This window comes from Providencia sp. PROV182, from assembly GCF_028480325.1.
GTDB classification, from domain to species: domain Bacteria; phylum Pseudomonadota; class Gammaproteobacteria; order Enterobacterales; family Enterobacteriaceae; genus Providencia; species Providencia hangzhouensis.
On sequence record NZ_JAMPOL010000012.1, the window covers coordinates 180,815 to 204,434 of the forward strand.

The following is a 23,620-nucleotide window of genomic DNA, read 5'->3' on the forward strand; positions in this document are numbered from 1 at the left end:
ATATTTTTTATTGTGACTTTTTCATTATGGTTGAACGCTAAAACCCAATATTGGAGAATTAGTGCTCAAACATTGCTGAAATTGACTCTTCGTTGCTGATACGACGGATAGCTTCAGCTAACATACCTGAAAGCGTTAAGGTGCGAACATTGCTCAGCGCCTTGATTTCAGGAGAAAGAGGTATAGTGTCACAAACAATGACTTCATCAATGACTGAATTTTTGATGTTGTCTACAGCATTACCTGAGAAAATCGGGTGTGTTGCGTATGCAAATACACGTTTAGCACCACGTTCTTTCAGTGCTTCAGCTGCTTTACACAGAGTACCACCGGTATCAATCATATCGTCCACTAAGATGCAATCACGACCTGAAACATCACCAATGATATGCATAACTTGAGAAACGTTCGCACGTGGGCGGCGTTTGTCAATAATGGCCATATCAGTGTCATTCAGGAGTTTTGCGATAGCTCTAGCACGTACCACGCCGCCGATGTCTGGAGATACAACGATTGGGTTTTCCAAATTCTTCTGTAACATATCTTCCAGAAGAATAGGGCTACCAAATACATTATCCACAGGAACATCAAAGAAGCCCTGGATCTGCTCTGCGTGTAAATCGACAGTGAGCACACGGTCTACACCTACACTTGACAGAAAATCGGCAACAACTTTAGCGGTGATTGGTACACGGGCAGAACGTACGCGACGATCCTGTCTTGCATAACCGAAGTAAGGGATAACAGCGGTAATACGACCAGCAGATGCACGGCGTAGCGCATCGACCATAACAACCAGTTCCATCAGGTTATCATTGGTTGGTGCACAAGTTGACTGGATGATAAAAATATCACCACCGCGAACATTTTCATTAATTTGAACACTGACTTCGCCGTCGCTAAAACGACCAACAGCCGCGTCTCCAAGATTAGTGTAAAGGCGGTTAGCAACACGTTGTGCTAGTTCCGGTGTAGCGTTACCAGCAAAAAGCTTCATATCGGGCACGAGAAAAACCTCAGGCTTGCGTCCAGAGAGATATTGTTGACCAATAGCGACAAGGCTTATTGGTGCAATACACAGGTTATCCCAGCGCGGAACTTGTGCAGTGGGGAAACGTTAACGCCTTGAGCGACGAACCCTTGCACCCACGATGGGGCTTTATTTAACACCTGCAGGGCATCCGCTTGTGTTTCAAATTCAGAAAAAACACATGCGCCTGTTCCTGTAAGGCGAGACGGAGCATATTCTAACAGCCAAGAAACAAGCTGTTCAACCTCACGAAAACGTTTTCTTGCGATTGGTTCACAGTCATTTGCGTACGGAGCCAGTAATAATGCGGCTAGGGAGCGTTTTGGAGAATTTCTATTTAATTGTGGATCTGTGAAGATCATCGGGGTTGATATTTCAATTCCGGGATGAGCGACGAGATACCATTTCTCTTCAGGGGAAGCTTTGGTTAAAATATCACCAATCCCTTCAGCGAAAGCGGCATGTCCACGAACAAACACTGGAACATCAGCACCTAATGATGCACCTAATTCTGCAAGGACTTCATCAGAAACCTGTGTTTTCCAATGTTCGTTAAGCGCAATTAAGGTTGTTGCTGCGTTTGATGAGCCCCCACCAATACCACCGCCCATGGGCAATACTTTATGAATACAAATATCAGCCCCTAATGGGCCATAGTGCTGTAAGGTATCGCGGCAATAGGATTGTAATAATTTAGCTGCCCGTAAAATTAGGTTTTTTTCGGGGGGAACCCCTTGCATGTCAGTCAATAAATTCAGTTGGTCGTCATCACGTGCTGTAATGGTGATTTCATCGCCATAATCAACAAATTGAAATAGAGTTTGTAATTCATGGTAGCCATCAGAGCGTTGGCCTGTGATGTACAAAAAAAGATTTAATTTTGCCGGAGATGGCCATGTTAACGTCATTTCTTCAGTGTCCAACTATCCATTTTTAATTTGATAAGCCTGTCCCCTTGGCGTAGCTCTAGGTAGTTTGGCAGCATAGGTACCGTTTTGCTGTCATACGAAATGTAGTTGAGCTGCCAAGTTTCACCATTGCTTTTAAACGTGACACTTTTCAGCAGGTGGTTTTCATCTAAGGTAAAGTCTGTTGCACGTCCCGGTGAGCCTGTTAACCATGCAGTTAGGTCATCAATTGGAATTTCCATACCAGTAAGTTGATAGATAAGCTCGCTTGGAACGTCACTCATATGGGTTTGGCCATCTTTAGTGGTTAACCGAGCTAAATCAGGTTCAACGGTAAGCTCAAGTTCGCGGCTACCTAATGGGTTGGTCAGCAACAAACGGTACTTTTCAGGTGTATATTGTTGCCAGAAAAACTTAGCATACGTTTTTGTTTCTCCGCCGTTATAGGCAAATGATCCACGGGTTTGGTAGTCACGTAACTGACTTAATTCCTGTTGATGTGCTTTCCATTTCGCATCGGATGCGGAGCTGGTTCCTTTTGTGGTCGTTTGTGACGTTGTCACGCATGCGGTTAGCAAGACGCATGAAAGTGGCAATAGGCGAAAAAAATGCTTATTTATGTGCATAAAGGGCAAAGTTTGAGTTAATTGCATATCAAATCTCAAAGTTGTATTGGGCGCTGATAGCAGTCTCTAATTGAGTTACTTGCATTTAAAGAAGTTCAGTTTAGCGCGTTAAGGCCATCAGAGTCATCTATTACACTAGATGATATACCTTGCGGATAAAAACCTGTAAGTGATTTACCGTTTGTATACAAATAACATAGTGTATTGACAGGGAAAATGGTTCCTTAAAAATGTTATTAGGCCAATCCAGTTTGGGTTCATGTGGCGTTAAGTTATCAGGATAAACCTCACCAGTCACCATTTGCTTTCTGTGCGAAATAATTGCATTCTCTATGCATCTTATTGTAGTTAATTTATCATTGTAAATAATGATATGGCTGATAATCAGTTTCATATAGCATAAATAAACGATAAAATTACGATCAGTTGTGATTGGTAAAATAACCATTACGTCTGTTTTTTTCGGTTTATTTTTTGGCGTGGGTCATCTTTCTGAAGGATAGGCTTATGTAAACCGTAGAAAGAGAGACGCGGATCATCTACAATAGAACAATATAAATAACAGTATTGCTAAATTGGTGGGGAATACCCATCGAGCATTACTGAAAATAATTAGCACTGTAAGCAATGTGAGTAAGTCGTAAAGCACAATGACCTTATTAGCCTTAGGCATCAACCATAAAACAGCACCAGTAGCCCTGCGTGAGCGGGTGACATTTGGTCCTGAAAAAATTGACCATGCACTTGAGGAACTTCTCAAACAGCCTCAAGTGAATGGTGGCGTTGTGCTGTCTACCTGTAATAGAACTGAGCTTTACTTGAGCCTTGAATCACAAGAACGAGCTCAAGAACAGCTAGTAAAATGGTTGTGTGATTTTCATGGTATAACCCAAAAAGATTTACAGCCAAGTTTATATTGGCACCAAGACGACCGAGCGGTGAGCCACCTAATGCGTGTGGCGAGTGGCTTGGATTCATTAGTTTTGGGAGAGCCACAAATATTAGGGCAAGTAAAAAAGGCGTTTGCACTTTCGCAAGGTAACCATTCGTTATCAAGCGAACTTGAGCGTCTTTTCCAAAAATCATTTTCTGTTGCAAAACGTGTGCGTACAGAAACCGATATTGGAGCGAATGCAGTTTCTGTGGCATTTGCTGCTTGTACACTTGCTCGTCAAATATTTGAATCACTTAAGCATTTAAATATTTTGTTAGTTGGCGCAGGGGAAACTATTGAACTTGTGGCTCGTCATTTGCGCGAACACGGCGTACAAAAAATGATGATAGCTAACCGAACACGTGAACGTGCGGAGCTATTGGCCAATGAGGTGAATGCACAAGTTATTTCGTTATCGGATATTGATAACCGTTTAGCTGAAGCGGATATTGTCATTAGTTCAACGGCGAGTCCTTTACCCATTATAGGGAAAGGGATGGTCGAGCGTGCTATGAAAATACGTCGTAGTAAGCCGATGTTATTAATTGATATTGCCGTTCCTCGTGATATCGAACAAGATGTTGAAAAATTAAGAGATGTTTATCTCTATACTGTGGATGATTTGGAATCTATCATTGCACAGAACCTTGCTCAGCGAAAAGCCGCAGCCGTTGAAGCTGAATACATTGTTGAGCAAGAAAGTAGCCACTTTATGGATTGGTTGCGCTCACAAGCGGCAGTGTCTACAATTCGCGATTACAGAGAACAAGCTGAGGCCATTCGGGCAAATATGACTGAAAAAGCGTTGACGGCTATCCGTCAAGGTGCAGACCCTGAGCAAGTGATCATGCAATTATCGCAACAATTAACCAACCGCCTTATTCACGCTCCAACCAAATCTTTGCAGCAAGCTGCAGGAAATGGGGATGTAGAGCGTCTAAATCTACTTAGGGACAGCTTAGGGCTGGACCATCAATAACCACATTTTAATCATAGGTCTTATATAACGAATGAAGCCTTCTATTGTCGCAAAACTAGAAGCATTACAAGAACGCTACGAAGAAATTGAAGCGCACCTTGCTGATGCAGGTGTAATTGCCGATCAAGACCGTTTTCGTGCTTTATCAAAAGAATATGCTCAATTGTCTGATGTCGCTAAATGCTTTAGCGCATGGCGCACAGTACAGGATGACATCGAAACAGCTGAAATGTTGTTAGACGATCCTGAAATGAAAGAAATGGCTCAAGAAGAGCTTAAAGAAGCCAAAGCGCGCAATGAAGAGCTCGAACAGCAATTACAATTGTTATTGCTTCCGAAAGATCCTGATGATGAATATAACTGCTTCGTTGAAATCCGTGCGGGAGCAGGGGGAGACGAAGCGGCAATTTTTGCGGGTGATTTATTCCGTATGTATAGCCGCTATGCAGAAAACAACCGCTGGCGCGTTGAATTAATGAGCACGAGTGATGGTGAACATGGCGGTTTTAAAGAAGTTATCGCGAAAATTTCCGGTGATAGCGTTTATGGTCGCTTAAAGTTTGAGTCAGGCGGTCATCGTGTTCAACGTGTCCCTGAAACTGAATCTCAAGGCCGTATCCACACTTCTGCTTGTACTGTGGCTATTTTACCTGAACTGCCAGAAGCTGAGTTACCTGAGATCAGCCCTGCGGACTTACGTATTGATACCTTCCGTTCATCGGGAGCGGGTGGTCAGCACGTTAACACCACAGATTCTGCAATTCGTATTACCCATATTCCAACAGGTATCGTTGTTGAGTGCCAAGATGAACGTTCACAACATAAAAACAAAGCGAAAGCGATGTCTGTGTTAGGTGCGCGTATTCGCCAAGCAGAAATGGATAAACGCCAAGCCGCGGAAGCCTCTGAACGTCGTAACCTGTTGGGTTCTGGTGACCGTTCTGACCGTATTCGTACCTATAATTTCCCTCAAGGCCGAGTGACTGACCACCGTATCAACTTAACGTTATACCGTTTGGATGAAGTGATGGAAGGAAAACTGGATTCACTTATCCAACCTATCATCAATGAATACCAGGCAGACCAACTTTCTGCGTTGTCTGAGCAGGAATAATGCAATATATCGAATGGGTCAAGCAGGCAGCGAATCGGCTGTCTGCAAGTGACAGTGCAAAGCGAGACGCTGAAATTTTACTGGAACATGTCACAGGCCGCAGTCGTACCTATCTTTTTGCTTTTGGTGAAACAGAACTCAAAGCCGAAGAATTCCAACAAGCTGAATTACTTTTACAACGCCGTGAGAAAGGTGAGCCTATCGCCTATATTATCGGTGAACGTGAGTTCTGGTCTCTTCCTCTTTATGTCTCTCCTGCAACACTAATACCTAGGCCAGATACTGAATGCATTATTGAACAAGCATTATCTAGGCTAACAGAGCAAAAAAATCAAATTTTAGATTTAGGCACTGGGACAGGGGCGATTGCATTGGCTTTGGCGTCAGAGATGCAACAAAGTCAGGTTATTGGTGTTGATTTTAACCCTGATGCAGTTGCTTTAGCACAACGAAATCAGCAGCGTTTGAATATTTCAAATGTCAAATTTATACAAAGTAATTGGTTTTCTTCACTATCAATTCAACAATTTGATATGATTATCAGTAATCCACCCTATATTGATGAAAATGATATGCACCTCAGTGAAGGTGATGTGCGATTTGAGCCGTTAACCGCTCTAGTGGCGAAGGATGAAGGCTTAGCTGATTTAATGCATATCATTAAAGAATCTAAAAAGTATCTTAAAAATCAAGGGTGGTTGCTTCTTGAGCATGGCTGGACACAAGGTCTTGCGGTGCGTGATTTATTTAAAGTACATGGGTACACCAAAATTGAGACTTGTCTTGATTATGGTGGAAGAGAGCGAATTTCACTCGGTCAATGGAATGGTTAAGTGGCGTAGCAGTGGGAATGTAATGAAAACCATAGCGAATATAGAGTTTAATCAACTCCCTTTAAGTGAAGGGATCATGACTGTGTCACAATGTATCCGTCATGATTTCCCGCTGATGAAAGTGCAAGCTCAGTTAGATAGCTTAGTATCATCAGCCAAGTCTTGTATCGATTTAACTGCTGATAATGAAACAAAAATTCAGCAATTGACTTCACTTTTCTACCAAGAATGGTCGTTTGGTCCAGCTGAAGGAATTTATTTGTTATCGGATATGCTGTGGTTAGATAAAGTATTGTCATCTAAGCAAGGTACACCAGTGACACTCGGTGCTATCTTCTTGTATGTTGCCGAACGCCTTGGTATTGCGATTTATCCCGCTATTTTTCCTACGCAATTATTATTTATCAGTGAAAGAAATGATGGCAGCCAATGGGTAATTAACCCTGTTAATGGCGAGTCTTTATCATTACACACATTAAATTTATGGCTCAAAGGAACAGTTGATCCTTTTTCTGAATTTTACCATGACCAACTGGATGTAGCAGAAAACAGCGTTGTCATTCGTAAAATTTTTGACACATTAAAAGCGTCATTAATGGAAGAGAAAAAGATGGAATTAGCGTTGCGGGTTTGTGAAACGCTTCTGACTCTTGACCCTGAAGACCCTTACGAAATTCGTGACCGAGGGTTAATTCTGGCACATTTAGACTGTAATCATGTGGCATTGAGCGATCTCAATTATTTTATTGAGCATTGCCCAGAAGACCCTGTTTCTGAAATGATTAAAATACAAATTTATTCGCTGGATAACCATCCGGTCGTATTACATTAATTAACATACAGGCCTATCCCCTGTTTTAATATTTAAGGTAAGAGTATGCAACAGAAAGTAGTCAATATTGGTGATATCAATGTCGCGAACGACTTGCCGTTTGTGTTATTTGGTGGAATGAATGTATTAGAATCCCGCGATATGGCGATGAAAGTGTGTGAGCATTATGTCACGGTGACACAAAAGCTGGGAATTCCTTATGTTTTTAAAGCGTCATTTGATAAAGCAAATCGCTCATCAATTCACTCTTACCGTGGTCCAGGTCTTGAAGAAGGAATGAAAATATTCCAAGAGTTGAAACAAACATTTGGCGTAAAAATCATTACGGATGTTCATGAGCCAGCACAGGCCGCCCCTGTTGCTGAAGTCGTTGATGTTATCCAATTACCTGCGTTCTTAGCACGCCAAACAGATTTAGTTGCGGCAATGGCTAAAACAGATGCAGTAATTAATATTAAAAAACCACAGTTTATCAGTCCAGGGCAAATGGGGAATATCGTCGAGAAATTTATCGAAGGCGGTAATGATAAAATTATTCTTTGCGACCGCGGTGCGAACTTTGGTTATGACAATCTAGTGGTTGATATGCTTGGCTTTAATGTCATGGTCCAAGCATCAAAAGGCTGTCCTGTCATTTTCGACGTAACCCATGCACTGCAATGCCGCGACCCGTTCGGTGCAGCATCTGGTGGCCGTCGTGGCCAAGTTGCTGAGTTGGCAAGAGCTGGAATGGCGGTTGGAATAGCAGGTTTATTCCTTGAAGCGCATCCAGACCCAGACAACGCACGTTGCGATGGCCCATCAGCACTGCCATTAGATAAGCTGGAACCATTCCTGAAACAAATGAAAGCAATTGACGAAGTTGTAAAAAGCTTCCCAGAGTTAGATACAAGTCGCTAAGTTAGGCGGTTTATGCAACTCACTGAAGTCGTTTCTATGTTCGGCGCTGATTTACAGCGCCGATATGGTGAAAAAATCTATAAAATCACCTTACATGGTGGCTTTAATTGCCCGAATCGTGATGGCACCCTTGGGCGAGGAGGCTGCACTTTTTGTAATGTGGCCTCTTTTGCTGATGAAAGTCAGTCATCTCAAACTATTAGTGAACAAATTCACCAACAGATCACCCGAATTTCCCGCGCAAAACGTTATTTAGCTTATTTTCAAGCCTATACCAGCACTTATGCCGAAGTAAGCCTATTAAAACAACTTTATGAAGAAGCCTTACTGCAAGCCGATATTGTTGGTTTATGCGTAGGAACTCGCCCTGACTGTGTCCCTGAATCCGTTTTGTCTTTGTTAGGCCAGTATCAACAGAAAGGCTATGAAATATGGCTTGAGCTAGGTTTACAAAGTGCTCATGATAAAACACTACATCGTATTAATCGTGGCCATGGTTTTGATGCATACCGACAAACAACGCAAAAAGCCCGTAGCCTTGGATTAAAAGTGTGTACGCATTTGATTTGTGGATTACCCGGGGAAAATGGCCAAATGAACATGGAAACACTTGATAAAGTGCTTGAATGCGGAACGGATGGTATCAAATTACATCCGTTACATATTGTTGAAGGCAGTGTGATGGCCAAAAGTTGGCGAGCAGGGCGCTTGGCAACGCTTTCTCTTGATGAATATACCCAAACTGCTGGTGAAATGGTACGTCATACTCCGACTGACATTGTCTACCACCGTATCAGTGCAAGTGCAAGAAAGCCAACTTTGCTCGCCCCGAACTGGTGTGAAAATCATTGGGTGGGAATGAATAATTTATATCAATATTTCTTAAAATGGGGAGGGCAAGGCTCCGCGCTTTGACTTCTTTAATGAGAACAACTATGAAATCAAATTTTTATAAAGCTATTATCGTTTCATCTCTAATTACGTTTTCTTTTCAAGCTGCCGCTCAACTTGATATTACTCCTGAAGATAAACAAAAATTTGTACAAACTCACCAAAAAGCAGTCAAGAAAGATGCCCTTGCTCAGTACCAACTTGCTCAAATGTATTTTTCCGGTTTAGGTGTCCTACAAAATTTTAATAGTGCGCGTTTATGGGCAAATGAAGCGGCAAAAAACGGTAATGCGGATGGTTATGCATTATTGGCGGATATCAATCTATTAAGTGATAGTTACTTTTCGCAGGAATTGGCTGATGCCCGTAGATACGCGACAAAAGCGGTTGAAATGGGCAGTACGCGCGGAAAAATCAGTTTAGCAGAGTCATTGATAAATCCAATTGCAGGCAAAACGGATTATCAACAATCTATAGAACTTCTTAATGAAGTTAATGCGTTAAATAACCCGGATTATTTTATTGCTCCAATTTTACTTGGTGTTATCTATTTAGATGGTAAAGGCGTTGCAAAAGACGAAAAGCAAGCACAGCAATGGTTTGATAAAGCAAATGAGATGACTTATCCAGGCTATGCAGAGTGGATGGCTGCGTTTAGATTTTCTGAAGATAACACAGGAACGGTGACCATCGACCAAGTTAAAGCAAAAAAATTAAGGGAAATAGCCTGCGAAAAAGGAAAAAATGCAGGGAATGAGATGTTTTGTTTTAGTGAGTGATAGCTAAACCGCCATGTGAAATAGCATGGCGGTTTGCTTTGATACCTAAGTTAAGGCGTTGTTGTTGGCTTTTCTGTGTCGATAGAACCCGTCTGTTCGATAGCTTTAACGGCTTCAAGTGCATGATCCATTGAATTATAAAAGCTCAATACGCCTTCAATAGGTGTCACTTTCGCTCTTGCCAAAGTTTTTAATGGCTGGAACGGAATGTCACAAACTAAGACATGGGTATCTTTGCGTACGGCATCTATGAATTTTTCGAAAGCTTCTAAACCACCTGCATCTAAAACCGGCACTGCGTCCCATTGCATAATAATGGTTTCATAACCTGCGCTTTTGACACGCAATTCATCGAAAATACGCTCAGCAGCAGCGAAAAATAACGGGCCATTTATTCTTACGACTAAACGGCTTCGCTCTTCGTCTGTTTCTGCGAGTTGTGTTGAACGGGTCATATTGGCAATACGCCGCATGAACAATAATGACGCGAGAACAATCCCGACAGTGATAGCAATAACCATATCAAATAGAACAGTTAGAGACATACATAGTACTAATACAATAATGTCATCTTTTGGCGCGCGTTTAATCAGGTAAACGACTTTGCCCGCAGCACTCATGTTCCAAGCCACAATCAATAGTAATGCAGACATTGCGGCTAATGGCAGATAAGAGAGCATTGGTGCAAGAACTAATAATGTAAGTATCACCAGTATTGAGTGAATAATCGCAGAAATGGGGGATGTAGCACCTGCACGGACGTTAGCTGCAGAGCGTGCTATTGCAGCGGTTGCTGTGATCCCACCAAAAAAAGGCGCCGCAATGTTCCCCACACCTTGGCCAATAAGTTCACTATTGGAATGGTGCTTGGTTCCTGTCATGTTGTCCAATACTACAGCACATAACAGTGACTCAATTGCGCCAAGTACCGCCATAGAAAATGCTGCAGGCATTAATGCGGTGATCATCGCCCAGTTGATTGGCGCACTTCCGGGGAGTTCCCATGGCAAAATAAACTGCGGTAGGATAGGGGGAATACCATTACCTTCAGTACCATCAGGCAATAAATAGCTAAATTCAGAACCGATAGTCGCGACTTCCATACCAAATAATGAAAGTACCCACATGACGAAAGTCCCGACAATAAGGGCTGGCAAATGGCCGGGAAGTTTTAATTTTAGTTTAGGCCAGAAGATAAGCACCAAAAGGGTTGAAAGACCAATTAGTGTGTCACTGTACTGAAAAGTGGGGAAGGTATTGCCAATAGCAATGAGCTTATCAACATAGTTTTCTGGGACATGCGCCATTTGCAAGCCAAAGAAATCTTTAATTTGCATGGTAGCAATGGTGATAGCAATTCCCGAAGTAAAGCCTAAGGTGACAGAAACGGGTATGTATTCAATAAACTTACCAAAGCGAGCAAACCCCATCGCAAGAAGTATGACACCCGACATCAATGTGGCGACTAATAACCCACTTAACCCAAATTGTTGAGAGACAGGATAGAGGATCACCACAAAAGCCGCTGTGGGGCCTGAAACGCTATAGCGTGACCCACCAGTTACCGCGATGACGATCCCAGCAATCGCGGCAGTATAAAGCCCATATTGAGGCGGAACACCGCTAGCGATAGCCAAAGCCATTGCGAGGGGGATAGCGATAATACCCACGGTAATACCCGCGATTAAATCCTTAATAAAGCGGGTAGCCGTATATTTTTCTTTCCAACAAGAATCTATTAGCGCACTAAAAGGGCGCAACCTATTAATTTTTTTTGTACTCATTATACCCTACCAAATAACAGGGTGAAAAATAAACGAAAGATGTACCTATAAGGATACGCTCAGCAATCTAAAAAAAATCTGTTATGTATCAATGAATCTGCAATTATCATAACGTTTTCAGTAACAAAAGTAAAAAACCGTTATATTATAAAGAAAAATAGTTAGAGTACATTTTATATGGCTATTTTTCTTTTTTAGACTGTATATGTGAATGATGTAATCGTAATTTTATTTTTTAAGTAGTAATTATAAATCATTATAAATAAATAATTAGTCAACACGTATAATGGCTAGATTGTTATGATTGCTACCAATAATCCTATCCATTGCAGTAGTACTAGCCCAAGAGCACGTATGAGAAGACGTTTAGTCCCAGACCACCTTTGCTGCATCGTACAATGTTTAATTTTGCTTGGAAATAAAAAATTTAAAGCGTTATCAAAATGTTCTGTTTCATTATGTGTGTAGATAATTTTAAAGAAATGGTTATCTAGCCATAGGCGATATATATAATATTGGCAAATTATAAATATAATTACATTGACGAATAAAATATATTTAGGGTAATTAGAATCCAAAAATAAACTTAATTGGCAAAATAATGCTAATACAGACCCTACAGCGAAATAACGCCAACTATGAGTCAAAATAGTGATGACTTCACCTTGTTGTTTATTCATCAATATATTCATTTTTTCACTCGGTTTAGGTGGTAATGGGTATACCAATAATTCAGCTGCTCTATCGTTGCTGTATTTAAAATCACTTGTGGGCGAGTTTGCTCAACTAATGCTACGGCCCCTTCTATATTTTTAGCATCACCATGATGTACCAGCCATGCAACAGCCACAGTCGCACTTCGTGAGTAACCTAATTTGCAATGAATATATACCGCACCGTGTTTTACCAACTCATCCATAGTATGGACTGACTTTTCGATATCTTCCGCGCTTAGAGGTAACAAATCAATTTGCGGTTGGCTACAATATTTCAGCCCTTTACTGTAAGAATTGCGAGGCCATTCGCAAGTCATATCTAAAACAGCTTGAGTTTGCAAAGCGTAAAGCGGGCGCCCTCCCAAAACAATATGTTTACTGACAATACTGGGTTGTGCGCAGTGCTTAGCGAAGTAATGATAGGTTCCCCAAGCAATCAGTCGGTATGGCAGTAATAAAATAGCAGCTGAAGGGGAAATATTACCTTCCGGTGTTTTTTGGAAAACGCTGGCTCCGGCTCCTAAGTAGCCAAGGGTAATAAAAAAGAGGGCAATAGCAGGCCATAATAGTAACCAAGCGAACCCTTGGAAGGTAAAAGCAAGAATAAAACAAGCAAGAGAACTGGTTCCATAGTTTTTACTCATTTTAAAACTGCGAGGAGAACCTGTGTAATGCCATTGCCAATGGGTTTGTATAGGAAGTAAATAGCTAATTAATAGGCCAACGACAAAGCCAGTGATGACATCAATAAAGTGGTGTTGCCATGTGGTTAGAACTGAAATTAAAATTAAAACAGACCAACTATGAAGCAACCAGCGCCATTTTGTTGGTGTATGTGCTCGAAAACGTAACCATAGGATCCACAATAAAATAATATGTAATGAAGGGGCTTGGTTAAAGGGGAGATCAAATAGCTCTAGGCTGTTAAACATCCAGCCAAATAGGCCATCAGTGCTTGGTCGAGGGAAACTAAACTTTAGTGGAAATAGCAAAAAACCAATACAAGCAACAAGAGAAGCCGTGATCAGCCGTAAGCCGTGGATGGTTTGTTCTTTACAGGTCGTGCAAATAAATAATGATAACCCATAGAATAAGTCAATGCTCCAATAGGGAATGATAGTCCAAGGAAGAAATGGGATATGTGTTTCCCAAGAAAAAACGATAGAGGGAACCTGGTCTAACGTTGCGGTATAGGTATTGACTTGGCCATAAGTTAAGAAGAAAAAAGGTGCTAGAAAAACTAACCATAGCAAACCAGACAGTATTATTTTGCGTCGAGGTACAACCTGTTGAGGTTCGCGGGTTGCAGTTATCATCCTTTATCCTATTCCTTAAATGTCAACGAACTGGTGGTGATATTAGTAAATGATTGGGAAAACAAATAACGCTAAGCAGCATAGGTGCTTTGCTAACAATAAACAACGGCTATCATCTAAAGTTGATGTTAGTGATTGATGTCAATAATGTGTCATCAATCACTCTGGAGGAATAAATAGATTAACGCCGTCTAGCTATAGATACGCTGAATATGCCCCAGTTATCAATAGATTGGTTTAGTTTTTCAAAGCCCGCTTCTTCAACTAAAGCATCCATTTCGCCTTGGCTACGGCAACGCATAACCCATGCTTGCCCACCTTGGTGGCTAGGGAGTACCCGGGCAATCATTTCAACTTGAGGGTGCCATGGTTGACAGGTATAAATTAATAGCCCGCCAGATGGAATTGCCCGAGAAAGCCCATTTAATGAAGCCTTTATCATTTCATTATTGGGGAACAGCTCATACAAACCACTGACGATGCCAATTGTTGGCGATGGTGAAACCGCAGCTAGATCATCGGCATCAAAAGCATTACCTTCAGTAAATTGGATTTTGTCTTCAAGGTAACGTTCTTTTATATGTAATCGCCCTTGCTCAACATTGATAGGGCTATAGTCTCTTAGCAGGACGGACTCGACTTTTCCATAGTCATTAATCGCATCAAAAATATAACGACCTTGGCCTGCGGCAATATCCATAATTCGCACGGGAGTCCCTTTCTCTGTTAGGTCACGAATAGCCTGCCGAATGATGTTTTCAATATTGACTTTGCGTTGGCGTATTCCTTGCCAGCCAATACTGTTGAGATATTGCCTATCAATCACACGGCCAAACAAGCCTTTCCCCTGCGCTTTATCGCGATATACGTAATCAAGGGTCGAACCTGAATCAAACCCTTTATCATAACCAATACGAATACCTTCAGAAGCTTTGCCAAGTGTGCTCATTGATTTGCTCATAATTTTATAAGCAAGGTTTTTGGGGCACCATTTAGGTAATGGAGTCATGAGTGAACGATATTTTTCAGCGCTGACACTCCACGTATCTTCATATTGATAATTATGTTGGTAGCGCGGTAAGGCGAATAATTTGCCAATAAACTCACGGATTTTCTCAAGTGGGATATGGCGTTCTTTTTCACCTAAAGTGTCATGATAAAAACCGGGTAATATATGCTTTTCTTTTATTGGGGTGTTTAATTTTTCAAAAAACTGATGTTGAGGCCGGTGGTGAACAACGTGGTCGCTACCCGAAATAAATAGTTGAGTGGGCAAAGTAATTGCACCCGCATCAGCAACGATGCGATCAGCCGTTTTATACAGCTCAAGTAAAATATTGACGGCAATAGGGCGAGTGATCAATGGGTCGCGATTAAACGAATCAATTCGTTGTGCATCGTGAGTGAGAAATTTAGCTTTAACATACGAATTTACATAGAACAAGCCTCGAGCCTTTTGCATTAAAGCAAGCCCTGTTCGGGCAAATGGAACATACAATTTAACTTTAAATGCAGGGGAGGCGAGTACCATCCCTCGAATTTTGGGGGCGTAGTCATGAACCCAAGCGGAGACAAGAACGGCACCAACACTTTGCCCAATGACAATGATATTTTCTAACGGAATATTATATTCAGCGGAAATGTAACGCACAAACTCATCGACATCATTGATGGATGTGCTTAGTGAAGGGCTATAACCTCGAGGGCCATCATTTCTACCATGGCCACGGGCATCCCATGCAAACATAGCATAGTCAGGTAAATTGAGTTCATCGACTAAATGGGCGACTCGGCCGGAATGTTCATGGCCTCGATGAAATAAAATAATCGCTTTGTTGGTCGGCGTTTCTGTTGGCCAATGTCGATAAAAAAGAGAAGTATGGTCACTGGTGGTAAATTGGGACTCAATAACGGGACGTTGCGTCAGATAATCTGTCTGAACGTTCATAATTCTTCCTTAATTATTATTCGCAGGTGTAGATAATTCACAAAGAGCACGGCGAATACGGTTATAGCAAGTATAAAACAGCAACAAAGTTAAAAGGATAAACAGATAATTTACCCAACTAGAAAAGATAATCTGTGGAAAAATGCTAACGAGCAGTCCTAGCGTACCAAAAATAAAGGCTCGGTCACTTTTACCAATAGGGCCGTCATAACGCCGAGATGCACCAATTGATTGAGCGATAACGCCAATAAACTCAGTGAGTAGCGCAAGAAATAGAATTAATAAAATAAGCCAAAATGCTTGAGGGAAAATAACGGCAAATGGTAAGTAGAGTGCGACATCTGAAATGACATCACCAAGCTCATTTAATATTGCACCCAGATCGCTTTTCTGGTTGTGTTCTCTTGCTAACATGCCATCAATCGCATTGAGTGCCATACGAATAAACAGAACGAAAGGTAATAAAATAAACAGGTGCGGATTTGGAATGAACAGTAATAGCATTCCGCTGATCACGGATAAAAGTAAAGCCGCCAAGGTGACTTGGTTGGCGGTAACTCCCACACTAAATAACTTATGAACAATTGGACGAAGCAGATCTTGAAATTTAGGTTTCAGATCGTAAATGGTCATTGAGTGTTCCTTTCTCGTCACTGCACAATGATGCAGCTTTGGGATATATCAATACCCGATTGATTGATGTCTGCAATAAGAGCTATCTTAAGTTAGAAAATAACCAAGGAATATAGCCGTGTAATTTTAGTAAAAAAATTATTCTAACTATTTGAATAATTAACTAAAAACATTTAATGAAATTAAATGGAATGGATTTATTCACGTTGAGGAAAACAGATTAACAATATGATACCCGATCACGTCAATATCTTTTGTTTATCGATTTTTGAACGCATTCGTTTAAATTGGCTGGGTGTCATTGTGGTCATTTCTTTGAATTTACGGCAAAAAGCGCTGTGATCAGCGTAGGCACATTTACTGGAAATCTCAGTGATTGAAAAATAATCTTCGAGCAGTTCAATAGCATGTTCAAGCCGCATTTTTTGAATATATTGCTGAGGGGTTATCAAAAAAATAGCTTTAAACTGGCGGTTTAATTGGGAAAGGGATAGGCCAGATATTTCAGCAAGAGTTGTCATTTTTATAGCGGTATCAAAATGTTCACTAATATGGCGTTCAACACGGCTAAGCTGGTTGTTCAGCTTAGGACTGACAGATTTTACATCTTGTAAATCCACTGAAATTCCTGCAACCCCAATAACCTGGTTACGTGTATTAAAAATAGGAACCTTAGTCGTTAAGCACCATCCCAACAAACCCGCTTTATACAGGTGAAGCTCTAGTTTATTAATGACGCTAATTTTCTTTTCCATCACTAAATAGTCCTGAGAACTATAGCTTTGGCCGAGTTCCGAATGAAAAATATCCTCAGCGCCTTTACCAACGAGATGATTAACACTGTCGATTTTACAACGAGTAGCTAGATTATCATTAGCCAATAAATACTTTGCATTATGGTCTTTTATAAAAAAAGTCACATTAGGCAAGGTATTAATTAGAGGCATAATTAAACCTAAATGATTTAATAAAACGTCAATATTATCAACGGGAAACAGCATATTTTCCTGACTAATCAATAGCAATTTATTTAGATTGATCATGCTGCGCTCCGAAATATTAAATTAATCTTACTAATTCTGTTAAATATTTTGAGATTGTGCAGAAAACCGCATAAGTTTGTTAGAAAGATATCAAGAGTTGTTAACAAAAATCAAGCATTCTATTAACAATGATAATAAATAGGATGCTAGCTGATGCAATCTCAATATACCAAAATTGAAGTTATCGATTCCCATACCGCAGGCGAGCCAACTCGGCTAGTCATTGATGGATTCCCTGATTTAGGGCAACAAAGCATGGCATCGAGATTGGAGCAATTACGCAAGCAACATGATGTATGGCGTAAAACCACCATTTTAGAGCCACGTGGCAATGACATTCTTGTTGGCGCATTACTCTGCAAACCACAAAACCCAGCGGCAACAGCAGGTGTGATTTTTTTTAACAATCAAGGTTATCTGGGAATGTGTGGCCACGGCACTATCGGTTTAGTGGCTTCGTTGCATTTTCTCGGTCATATCACTTATGGCAAACATCTTATTGAAACTCCGGTAGGAGATGTGACGGCGCAACTACACCAAGATGGTAGCGTGAGCATTCAGAATGTTTATTCATATCGTTATCGCAAAGCGGTACAAGTTAATGTTCCAGACCTCGGCCCCATTACTGGGGATATTGCTTGGGGCGGAAATTGGTTTTTTCTTGTTGAACAGTCACCAGTCGCCATTGATTACCAAAATATTAAATTACTGACAGAAGTCAGCTTAAAGATTAAACAAGCCTTAGCTGATCAAGGTATCTACGGTAAAGATGACCAAGAAATTGACCATATCGAATTATTCGGTTCACACCCCAATGCTAATAGCCAAAGTTTTGTTTTGTGCCCTGGTGGCGCTTATGACCGCTCGCCTTGTGGAACAGGGACTAGCGCCAAACTTGCCTGCTTAGCGGCAGATAAAAAGCTGGCAGCTGGTGAAATTTGGCATCAAGCCAGTGTTATTGGTAGCCAATTTCAAGCCAGTTTTCAGCAGGCAGATGAAAACGGCATTATTCCTACTATTCGCGGACATGCCTATATCAGTGGGAAAAATACCTTATTGATAGATGAACAAGACCCATTTCGGTTTGGAATTTCGGTGGCATAGGGGAATGAAATGGAACGCAAATATCCAGTGATTGTAGTGGGTGGCGGTATTATTGGCCTGAGTATTGCGCTGACAGTTCAAGCTAATGGGTCAAACGTATTGTTGCTTGATAAACATGAAATTGGCCAAGGCGCCTCATTTGGCAACGCAGGGCATATTGCGACAGAACAAGTTTTTCCGATTGCTGACCCGAGTGTCTTAAAATCACTTCCAAAAATGCTACTTGACCCATTAGGGCCTTTGCGTTTGGATTGGCGTTATCTATTACCCTTAACCCCTTGGTTAATAAAATTATTGGGTAATATGCGCCATAAGCCTTTTACCCATATTCATCACACTTTGACGACATTAAATAGTGCCGCTTTTGATTCATGGCAAGCATTTATTCAAAAATGGCAATTAAGTGACCTTGTCAAAATGAAGGGGTCACTGTTGGTGGCTGAGAAAAAAGAAACTCTCGATAAATTAAGTCAGCACAGTGAGTACCTACAAAGTATTGGTGTGACAAATCAATTGATTGGTCAAGATGCGCTACTCACACGCGAACCTGCTTTATCTGAAAGCCAAATTGGGGGCATTTTTTATCCAGATACAGGCCATGTTGTGGATTTATGTGCATTACACCAAAAGTTGACCGAGGCGTTTTTACAAGCGGGTGGGCAAGTATTAACCCACTGTGAAGTAACAGAAATTATATCAACATCGAATCAACAAGCAGTATTGACAACGACCCAAGGGCAGTTCACAGGACAAAAAATTGTTATTGCAGGTGGCGCATTCTCTAAATCATTAGTCAAAATGGTCAGCCGCATCAAAGTGCCACTTGAAACAGAGCGTGGTTATCACTTGATGTTGCCGAATGAATTAGGCCGTTTATCAATACCAGTATCAAGTATGGATAGGCGTTTTATTATGACGCCAATGTCTCAAGGTCTACGCCTTGCAGGAACCGTGGAATACGCAGGACTAAAGCGCCCCGCAAATATGCAGCGTGCTCAACATTTTCTTCCGTTAGCACAACCAATGCTCAAAGAAGCATTAAATAGCCAACAATCGACATCATGGATGGGGTTTCGCCCATCCACATCAGACTCATTGCCAGTTTTAGACCACAAAGGCCCCTATATTTTTGCATTTGGTCACCAACACTTGGGGTTAACCCAAGCGGCGATCACCGCAGATATTGTAAATAGTTTTATACATCAGCAGCCGACAAGTATCGACTGTACCCCTTTTTCCATTGAACGATTTCTTTAATTTTGAGGAGAATTCAAATGAATTTCCATGGCATTCTTGTTCCTTTAGTGACCCCGTTTCATGATGATTTAACACTAAATGTCAGTGCACTTGCTGAATTAACTGAAAAACTTATTGAGCAAGGTGTTACTGGTTTAGTAGTTTGTGGGACAACAGGGGAATATTACGCATTAAATGAAGATGAGCGTAAAACCGTGCTATCTACCGTTTGCAAGATTGCAAAAGGGCGAGTGACATTAATTGCGGGCATTAACGACTTATCAACCGAGGGGGCAATCGCACGCGCGAAACAAGCTCAAGAGCTCGGTTATGAAGGGTTAATGTTATCGCCTCCGCCGTATAGTCTGCCGGACCAGCAAGGGGTGTATGCCCACTATGAAAAAGTCGCAAAATCAACACCATTACCCATTATTATGTACAATTTTCCCGCTCGGATTGGTATTGAAATCGACATTGAAACGGTCATTAAGTTAGCTGAAATTGACAATGTTGTCGCCATCAAAGAAAGCAGCGGTAGCTTTAGCCGAGCACTGCATCTATTACAAACACCATTCAAAAATTTTGAGGTCATTTGTGGTTGTGATGACCAACCTGTGGATTTCTTCTTTTGGGGTTCGAAAAGTTGGATAGCGGGTGCGGGGAACGTATTCCCCGCAGAGCAAGTTGCTATTTTTAATGCAGCGCAGGCGGGTGACTGGCAACAAGCGAAGCAAATTATGACTGAAATCTATCCTGCAATTTACTCAATGGAGTCAGGGAACTATAACCAAAAAGCCAAGGCGGGTTGCTTGAATGGAACGTTCAATGTTGGCCCGGTTCGTTTGCCTCTGTCAAATCTAGCGTCTCAAGAACGCGATGAATTCATTAAATTAATTAAACGCTAGGGGGAAATATGACCATGACCCAACAGCAGGTGTTTGAACGTGCAAAACAAGGGAAACTGTGGGCGGGCAATTTAATTGCAGGGCACCCAGAACAGCAAAATAAATTAGAAAACCGTACCCCAATCGATAATAGCGTTATTGGTTTTATTGCTGACGGTGATGCGAACGATATTAATGCCGCGGTACAGGTAGCGCGTAACACATTTAATCAAGGTGAATGGCGCGGGTTATCGCCTCAAGAACGTAAAGTTGTCATGCTTAAATGGGCTCATCTCATTGAAAAACACAGTGAAGAACTTGCTGCGCTAGATTGTATTGATGCAGGTAAGCCTATCACTGAATGCTTAAATACGGATTTACCCGCAACGATTGACACCTTTTATTGGTATGCCGAAGCGATTGACAAACTGTTTGGTAAAATTGCACCAACAAGCCATCAAGAATTGGGGTTGATAGTGCATGAGCCTATTGGCGTGGTTGGTGCAGTGTTGCCGTGGAATTTCCCTGCTCAGATGTTTGCATGGAAAGTGGCACCCGCTCTCGCGGTAGGCAACTCGGTGATTGTGAAACCTGCCGAATTAACCTCATTAAGTGCTTATCGTATGGTGGAACTGGCCTATGAGGCAGGAGTCCCTAAAGGCGCATTAAGTCTAGTCTGTGGGTTAGGTGAAAAAGTCGGGGAAGCTCTTGGCCGCCATCATGATGTGGATGTTGTGTCATTCACCGGTTCAACAGAGGTAGGGCGTTTATTCTTAAAATATTCAGCAGAAAGTAACTTAAAAGAAATTGTACTCGAATGTGGGGGAAAAAGCCCTCAAGTGGTGTTTGAAGATGCCAATATTGAGGCGGCAATTCCGCATATTATGGCGGCTGCCTTTTGGAATATGAGTGAAAATTGCAGCTGCGGTTCTCGCTTAATTGTGCATGAAAGCATCAAAAAAACACTATTAGAGAAACTTGCCGTCGCCGTTAAAGAATGGAAAGTCGGCGACCCAAGGCATGCGGATATTTCAATTGGGCCAATGGTCGAACAAGCTCACTTTGAAAAAGTGAAATCATTTTTAGATTCCACATTAAAAGAGGGCGGAAAACTCATTGCTGGTGGGAAGGTCCATCATGAATTGGGGGCTGGATGGTATATCGAACCGACAATTTTTGATGAAGTCACTCCTGAAATGTCACTATTTAAGCATGAAGTTTTTGGCCCTATTTTAGCCGTTACGTCTTTTAAAACTGATGATGAAGCGGTTGCTTTGGCCAATAACACTCAATATGGTTTAGCGGCTTCATTTTATAGCCAAAATATTCACCGAGCCATGCAAATTGCACAGCGCATTAATGCAGGCACCGTTTCAGTCAATGGTTTTAGTGAAGGCAATATTACAACGCCGTTTGGTGGCTTTCGTCAATCAGGCTTTGGCGGTAAAGACAACGGTTTAGAGGCATTTGAACAATACACTCAAACCAAGGTTATCTGGTTTATTCATCAATAAAAACGTTGACCTGAGTACCTTATTGGACTCAGGTTTTTTTTACCCTGCAAATACAAATAAACAATTACAATAACGAAGGAGTACAAAATGGAAGCCATCGTTAATACAATCGTTGGTTACATCTGGGGTAATGCATTAGTGGTGTTATCGCTAGGTGTTGGGCTCTATTTTACATTAGCGACTCGCGGTGTACAGTTTCGCTATCTCATTAAAATGGTATGTTTGTTAAAGGAAAATAAAGCGTCAAAAGAAGGAATTTCCTCCTTCCAAGCATTCTGTTTAGCATTATCAGGGCGTGTAGGGGTAGGTAATATTGCGGGGGTGGCGACAGCCATTGCCGCAGGCGGCCCCGGTGCAATCTTCTGGATGGTTGTCATGGGGCTATTGGGGGGAGCAAGCGCATTTATCGAATCCACACTTGCTCAAGTATACAAACAGCGCTCTGATGGCCAATACCGCGGAGGCTCCCCTTACTATATCGAGAAAGGGTTAAAACTGAAACCATTTGCCATTATAGTGGCTGCGGTTATTTGCCTATCTTATGGAGTACTGGTTCCGGGTATTCAAGCCAATACCATTGCTGATTCCTTTCAAACTGCATTTAACTTACCCCCAATTGCGACAGGCGGCATTGTGACAGTGCTGATGGCATGGTTAATCTTTGGTGGTGTAAAACGTATTGCGAGTGCAGCAGACAAGATCGTGCCAATTATGGCATTGGCATATATCGTCATGATGGTGATCATCTTGGGTAGCCATTACGAACAAGTGCCGGGTATGTTCAGTTTAATTTTCCGTAGTGCGATGGGAATGGACGCTGTATTCGGTGGTATTGTTGGTACGGCTGTCTCATGGGGTGTGCGCCGTGCCGTTTTTTCCAACGTGGCAGGTGCGGGTGAAGCCACATTTAGTTCTGCGGCGGCCGAGGTAAGCCACCCTGTAAAACAAGGGTTAATTCAAGCGTTTTCTATTTATATCGATACTGTCGTTGTGTGTACAGCATCAGGTTTGATGATCCTTGTCACCAATATGTATAACGTTTTTCCAGATGGTTCGGCGACTGCCTTAGTCGAATATGTTCCCGGGGTTGCCGCGGGGACCGCATGGACACAAATGGCGGTATCAACAGTCTTTACTTCTGCAGGGTCGGGATTTGTCTCAATCGCCGTATTTTTATTCGCTTTCACAACCTTGATGGCCTATTACTATATTGCAGAAACCACGATTGTTTATCTCGATAGAAAATTGCGTTACCCTATTTTGAAATTGATACTTAAGTTTGTATTTCTGATTATTGTTTTTATGGGAAGCGTCCAGTCAGTTAGCTTAATGTGGAGCCTTGGCGATATTGGGTTCGGTAGTATGAGTTACCTTAATCTTATTGCCATAGTCTTCCTGTCAAAACCTGCATTACGAGCACTGCGTGACTTTGAGCGGCAGGAAAAACTAGGCGTTGATCCGGTGTTTGACCCCAAAGTCGCTGGGATAGAAAATGCAGAACTCTGGGAAGATATAAGCCGCGAATATCACGAACAAGGAATTGGTATAGAACCGAAAGAGAAAAAAAATCAAGGGATGGCATATCAAGAAGAAGAGAGGAAAAACTAGAAGAAAAA

20 protein-coding genes are annotated in these 23,620 nt (G+C 41.7%); 12 read left to right on the forward strand and 8 right to left on the reverse strand.

Annotated features, from left to right (window positions below; genetic code table 11):
* Positions 1-58 precede the first annotated feature (58 nt).
* From prs to lolB, 3 genes are read right to left on the reverse strand one after another with little or no spacing between them, the layout of a single operon-like run.
* A complete protein-coding gene (gene prs, locus PR834_RS11405; protein WP_004910604.1) occupies positions 59-1,006 on the reverse strand; it encodes a ribose-phosphate diphosphokinase in 948 nt (315 codons plus the stop codon).
* A 56-nt stretch (positions 1,007-1,062) separates the two neighbouring features.
* A complete protein-coding gene (gene ispE / locus PR834_RS11410) occupies positions 1,063-1,938 on the reverse strand; it encodes a 4-(cytidine 5'-diphospho)-2-C-methyl-D-erythritol kinase (RefSeq protein ID WP_272536662.1) in 876 nt (291 codons plus the stop codon).
* Positions 1,935-2,591 (reverse strand): lipoprotein insertase outer membrane protein LolB, encoded by a 657-nt coding sequence (gene lolB, locus PR834_RS11415; protein WP_004264131.1) that lies wholly within the window; start codon positions 2,589-2,591, stop codon positions 1,935-1,937. Before lolB ends, ispE begins: the two co-directional genes overlap by 4 nt.
* A 623-nt stretch (positions 2,592-3,214) precedes the next feature.
* Here lolB and hemA point away from each other — a divergent pair.
* From hemA to PR834_RS11450, 7 genes are read left to right on the forward strand one after another with little or no spacing between them, the layout of a single operon-like run.
* Entirely contained in the window at positions 3,215-4,477 is a 1,263-nt protein-coding gene (gene hemA / locus PR834_RS11420; RefSeq protein ID WP_004264133.1) for a glutamyl-tRNA reductase, read from the forward strand.
* Positions 4,478-4,508: 31 nt separating this feature from the next.
* Positions 4,509-5,591 carry a peptide chain release factor 1 gene (gene prfA, locus PR834_RS11425; protein ID WP_004264135.1) on the forward strand — a complete coding sequence of 361 codons (1,083 nt, stop codon included), beginning with the start codon at positions 4,509-4,511 and terminating at the stop codon, positions 5,589-5,591.
* The gene (prmC, locus tag PR834_RS11430) at positions 5,591-6,424 is read left to right on the forward strand and encodes a peptide chain release factor N(5)-glutamine methyltransferase (protein ID WP_094962514.1); all 834 of its coding nucleotides are present in this window, start codon (positions 5,591-5,593) and stop codon (positions 6,422-6,424) included. The genes prfA and prmC overlap by 1 nt, the downstream gene beginning before the upstream one ends.
* A 22-nt stretch (positions 6,425-6,446) precedes the next feature.
* On the forward strand, positions 6,447-7,256 hold the full coding sequence (gene sirB1 / locus PR834_RS11435) for an invasion regulator SirB1 (protein ID WP_036958727.1): 810 nt from the start codon (positions 6,447-6,449) through the stop codon (positions 7,254-7,256).
* Positions 7,257-7,301: 45 nt separating this feature from the next.
* A complete protein-coding gene (gene kdsA / locus PR834_RS11440) occupies positions 7,302-8,156 on the forward strand; it encodes a 3-deoxy-8-phosphooctulonate synthase (RefSeq protein ID WP_004255137.1) in 855 nt (284 codons plus the stop codon).
* Positions 8,157-8,168: 12 nt separating this feature from the next.
* Positions 8,169-9,071, forward strand: a complete 903-nt coding sequence (locus PR834_RS11445) for a TIGR01212 family radical SAM protein (RefSeq protein WP_094962515.1) — start codon at positions 8,169-8,171, stop codon at positions 9,069-9,071.
* Positions 9,072-9,091: 20 nt separating this feature from the next.
* Positions 9,092-9,826, forward strand: coding sequence for a tetratricopeptide repeat protein (locus PR834_RS11450; RefSeq protein WP_136134761.1), 735 nt, complete (start codon positions 9,092-9,094; stop codon positions 9,824-9,826).
* Between the two features lie 50 nt (positions 9,827-9,876).
* On the opposite strand, the gene dauA is transcribed toward PR834_RS11450, so the two are convergent.
* The 5 genes from dauA to PR834_RS11475 form a co-directional block, all read right to left on the reverse strand.
* Complete coding sequence (gene dauA, locus PR834_RS11455) at positions 9,877-11,610, reverse strand: C4-dicarboxylic acid transporter DauA (RefSeq protein WP_180311980.1); 1,734 nt, start codon at positions 11,608-11,610, stop codon at positions 9,877-9,879.
* A gap of 688 nt (positions 11,611-12,298) precedes the next feature.
* Entirely contained in the window at positions 12,299-13,642 is a 1,344-nt protein-coding gene (locus PR834_RS11460) for a phosphatase PAP2/dual specificity phosphatase family protein (protein WP_272536663.1), read from the reverse strand.
* Positions 13,643-13,823: 181 nt separating this feature from the next.
* Positions 13,824-15,590 carry a bifunctional alpha/beta hydrolase/class I SAM-dependent methyltransferase gene (locus PR834_RS11465; protein WP_004255121.1) on the reverse strand — a complete coding sequence of 589 codons (1,767 nt, stop codon included), beginning with the start codon at positions 15,588-15,590 and terminating at the stop codon, positions 13,824-13,826.
* Positions 15,591-15,599: 9 nt separating this feature from the next.
* Positions 15,600-16,223, reverse strand: a complete 624-nt coding sequence (locus PR834_RS11470) for a CDP-alcohol phosphatidyltransferase family protein (protein WP_272536664.1) — start codon at positions 16,221-16,223, stop codon at positions 15,600-15,602.
* Positions 16,224-16,462: 239 nt separating this feature from the next.
* A complete protein-coding gene (locus PR834_RS11475; RefSeq protein WP_272536665.1) occupies positions 16,463-17,266 on the reverse strand; it encodes a helix-turn-helix domain-containing protein in 804 nt (267 codons plus the stop codon).
* 153 nt (positions 17,267-17,419) lie between these two features.
* On the opposite strand from PR834_RS11475, the gene PR834_RS11480 reads away from it, so the two are divergent.
* The 5 genes from PR834_RS11480 to PR834_RS11500 all read left to right on the forward strand — a co-directional run bounded on the left by PR834_RS11480 (position 17,420) and on the right by PR834_RS11500 (position 23,612).
* Complete coding sequence (locus PR834_RS11480; protein ID WP_094962523.1) at positions 17,420-18,370, forward strand: 4-hydroxyproline epimerase; 951 nt, start codon at positions 17,420-17,422, stop codon at positions 18,368-18,370.
* Between the two features lie 9 nt (positions 18,371-18,379).
* Complete coding sequence (locus PR834_RS11485) at positions 18,380-19,627, forward strand: NAD(P)/FAD-dependent oxidoreductase (RefSeq protein ID WP_112307013.1); 1,248 nt, start codon at positions 18,380-18,382, stop codon at positions 19,625-19,627.
* Between the two features lie 17 nt (positions 19,628-19,644).
* On the forward strand, positions 19,645-20,511 hold the full coding sequence (gene dapA, locus PR834_RS11490; protein ID WP_272536666.1) for a 4-hydroxy-tetrahydrodipicolinate synthase: 867 nt from the start codon (positions 19,645-19,647) through the stop codon (positions 20,509-20,511).
* An 8-nt stretch (positions 20,512-20,519) separates the two neighbouring features.
* Entirely contained in the window at positions 20,520-22,004 is a 1,485-nt protein-coding gene (locus PR834_RS11495) for an aldehyde dehydrogenase (protein WP_206277313.1), read from the forward strand.
* Between the two features lie 87 nt (positions 22,005-22,091).
* Entirely contained in the window at positions 22,092-23,612 is a 1,521-nt protein-coding gene (locus PR834_RS11500; RefSeq protein WP_004255107.1) for an alanine/glycine:cation symporter family protein, read from the forward strand.
* Positions 23,613-23,620 lie beyond the last annotated feature (8 nt).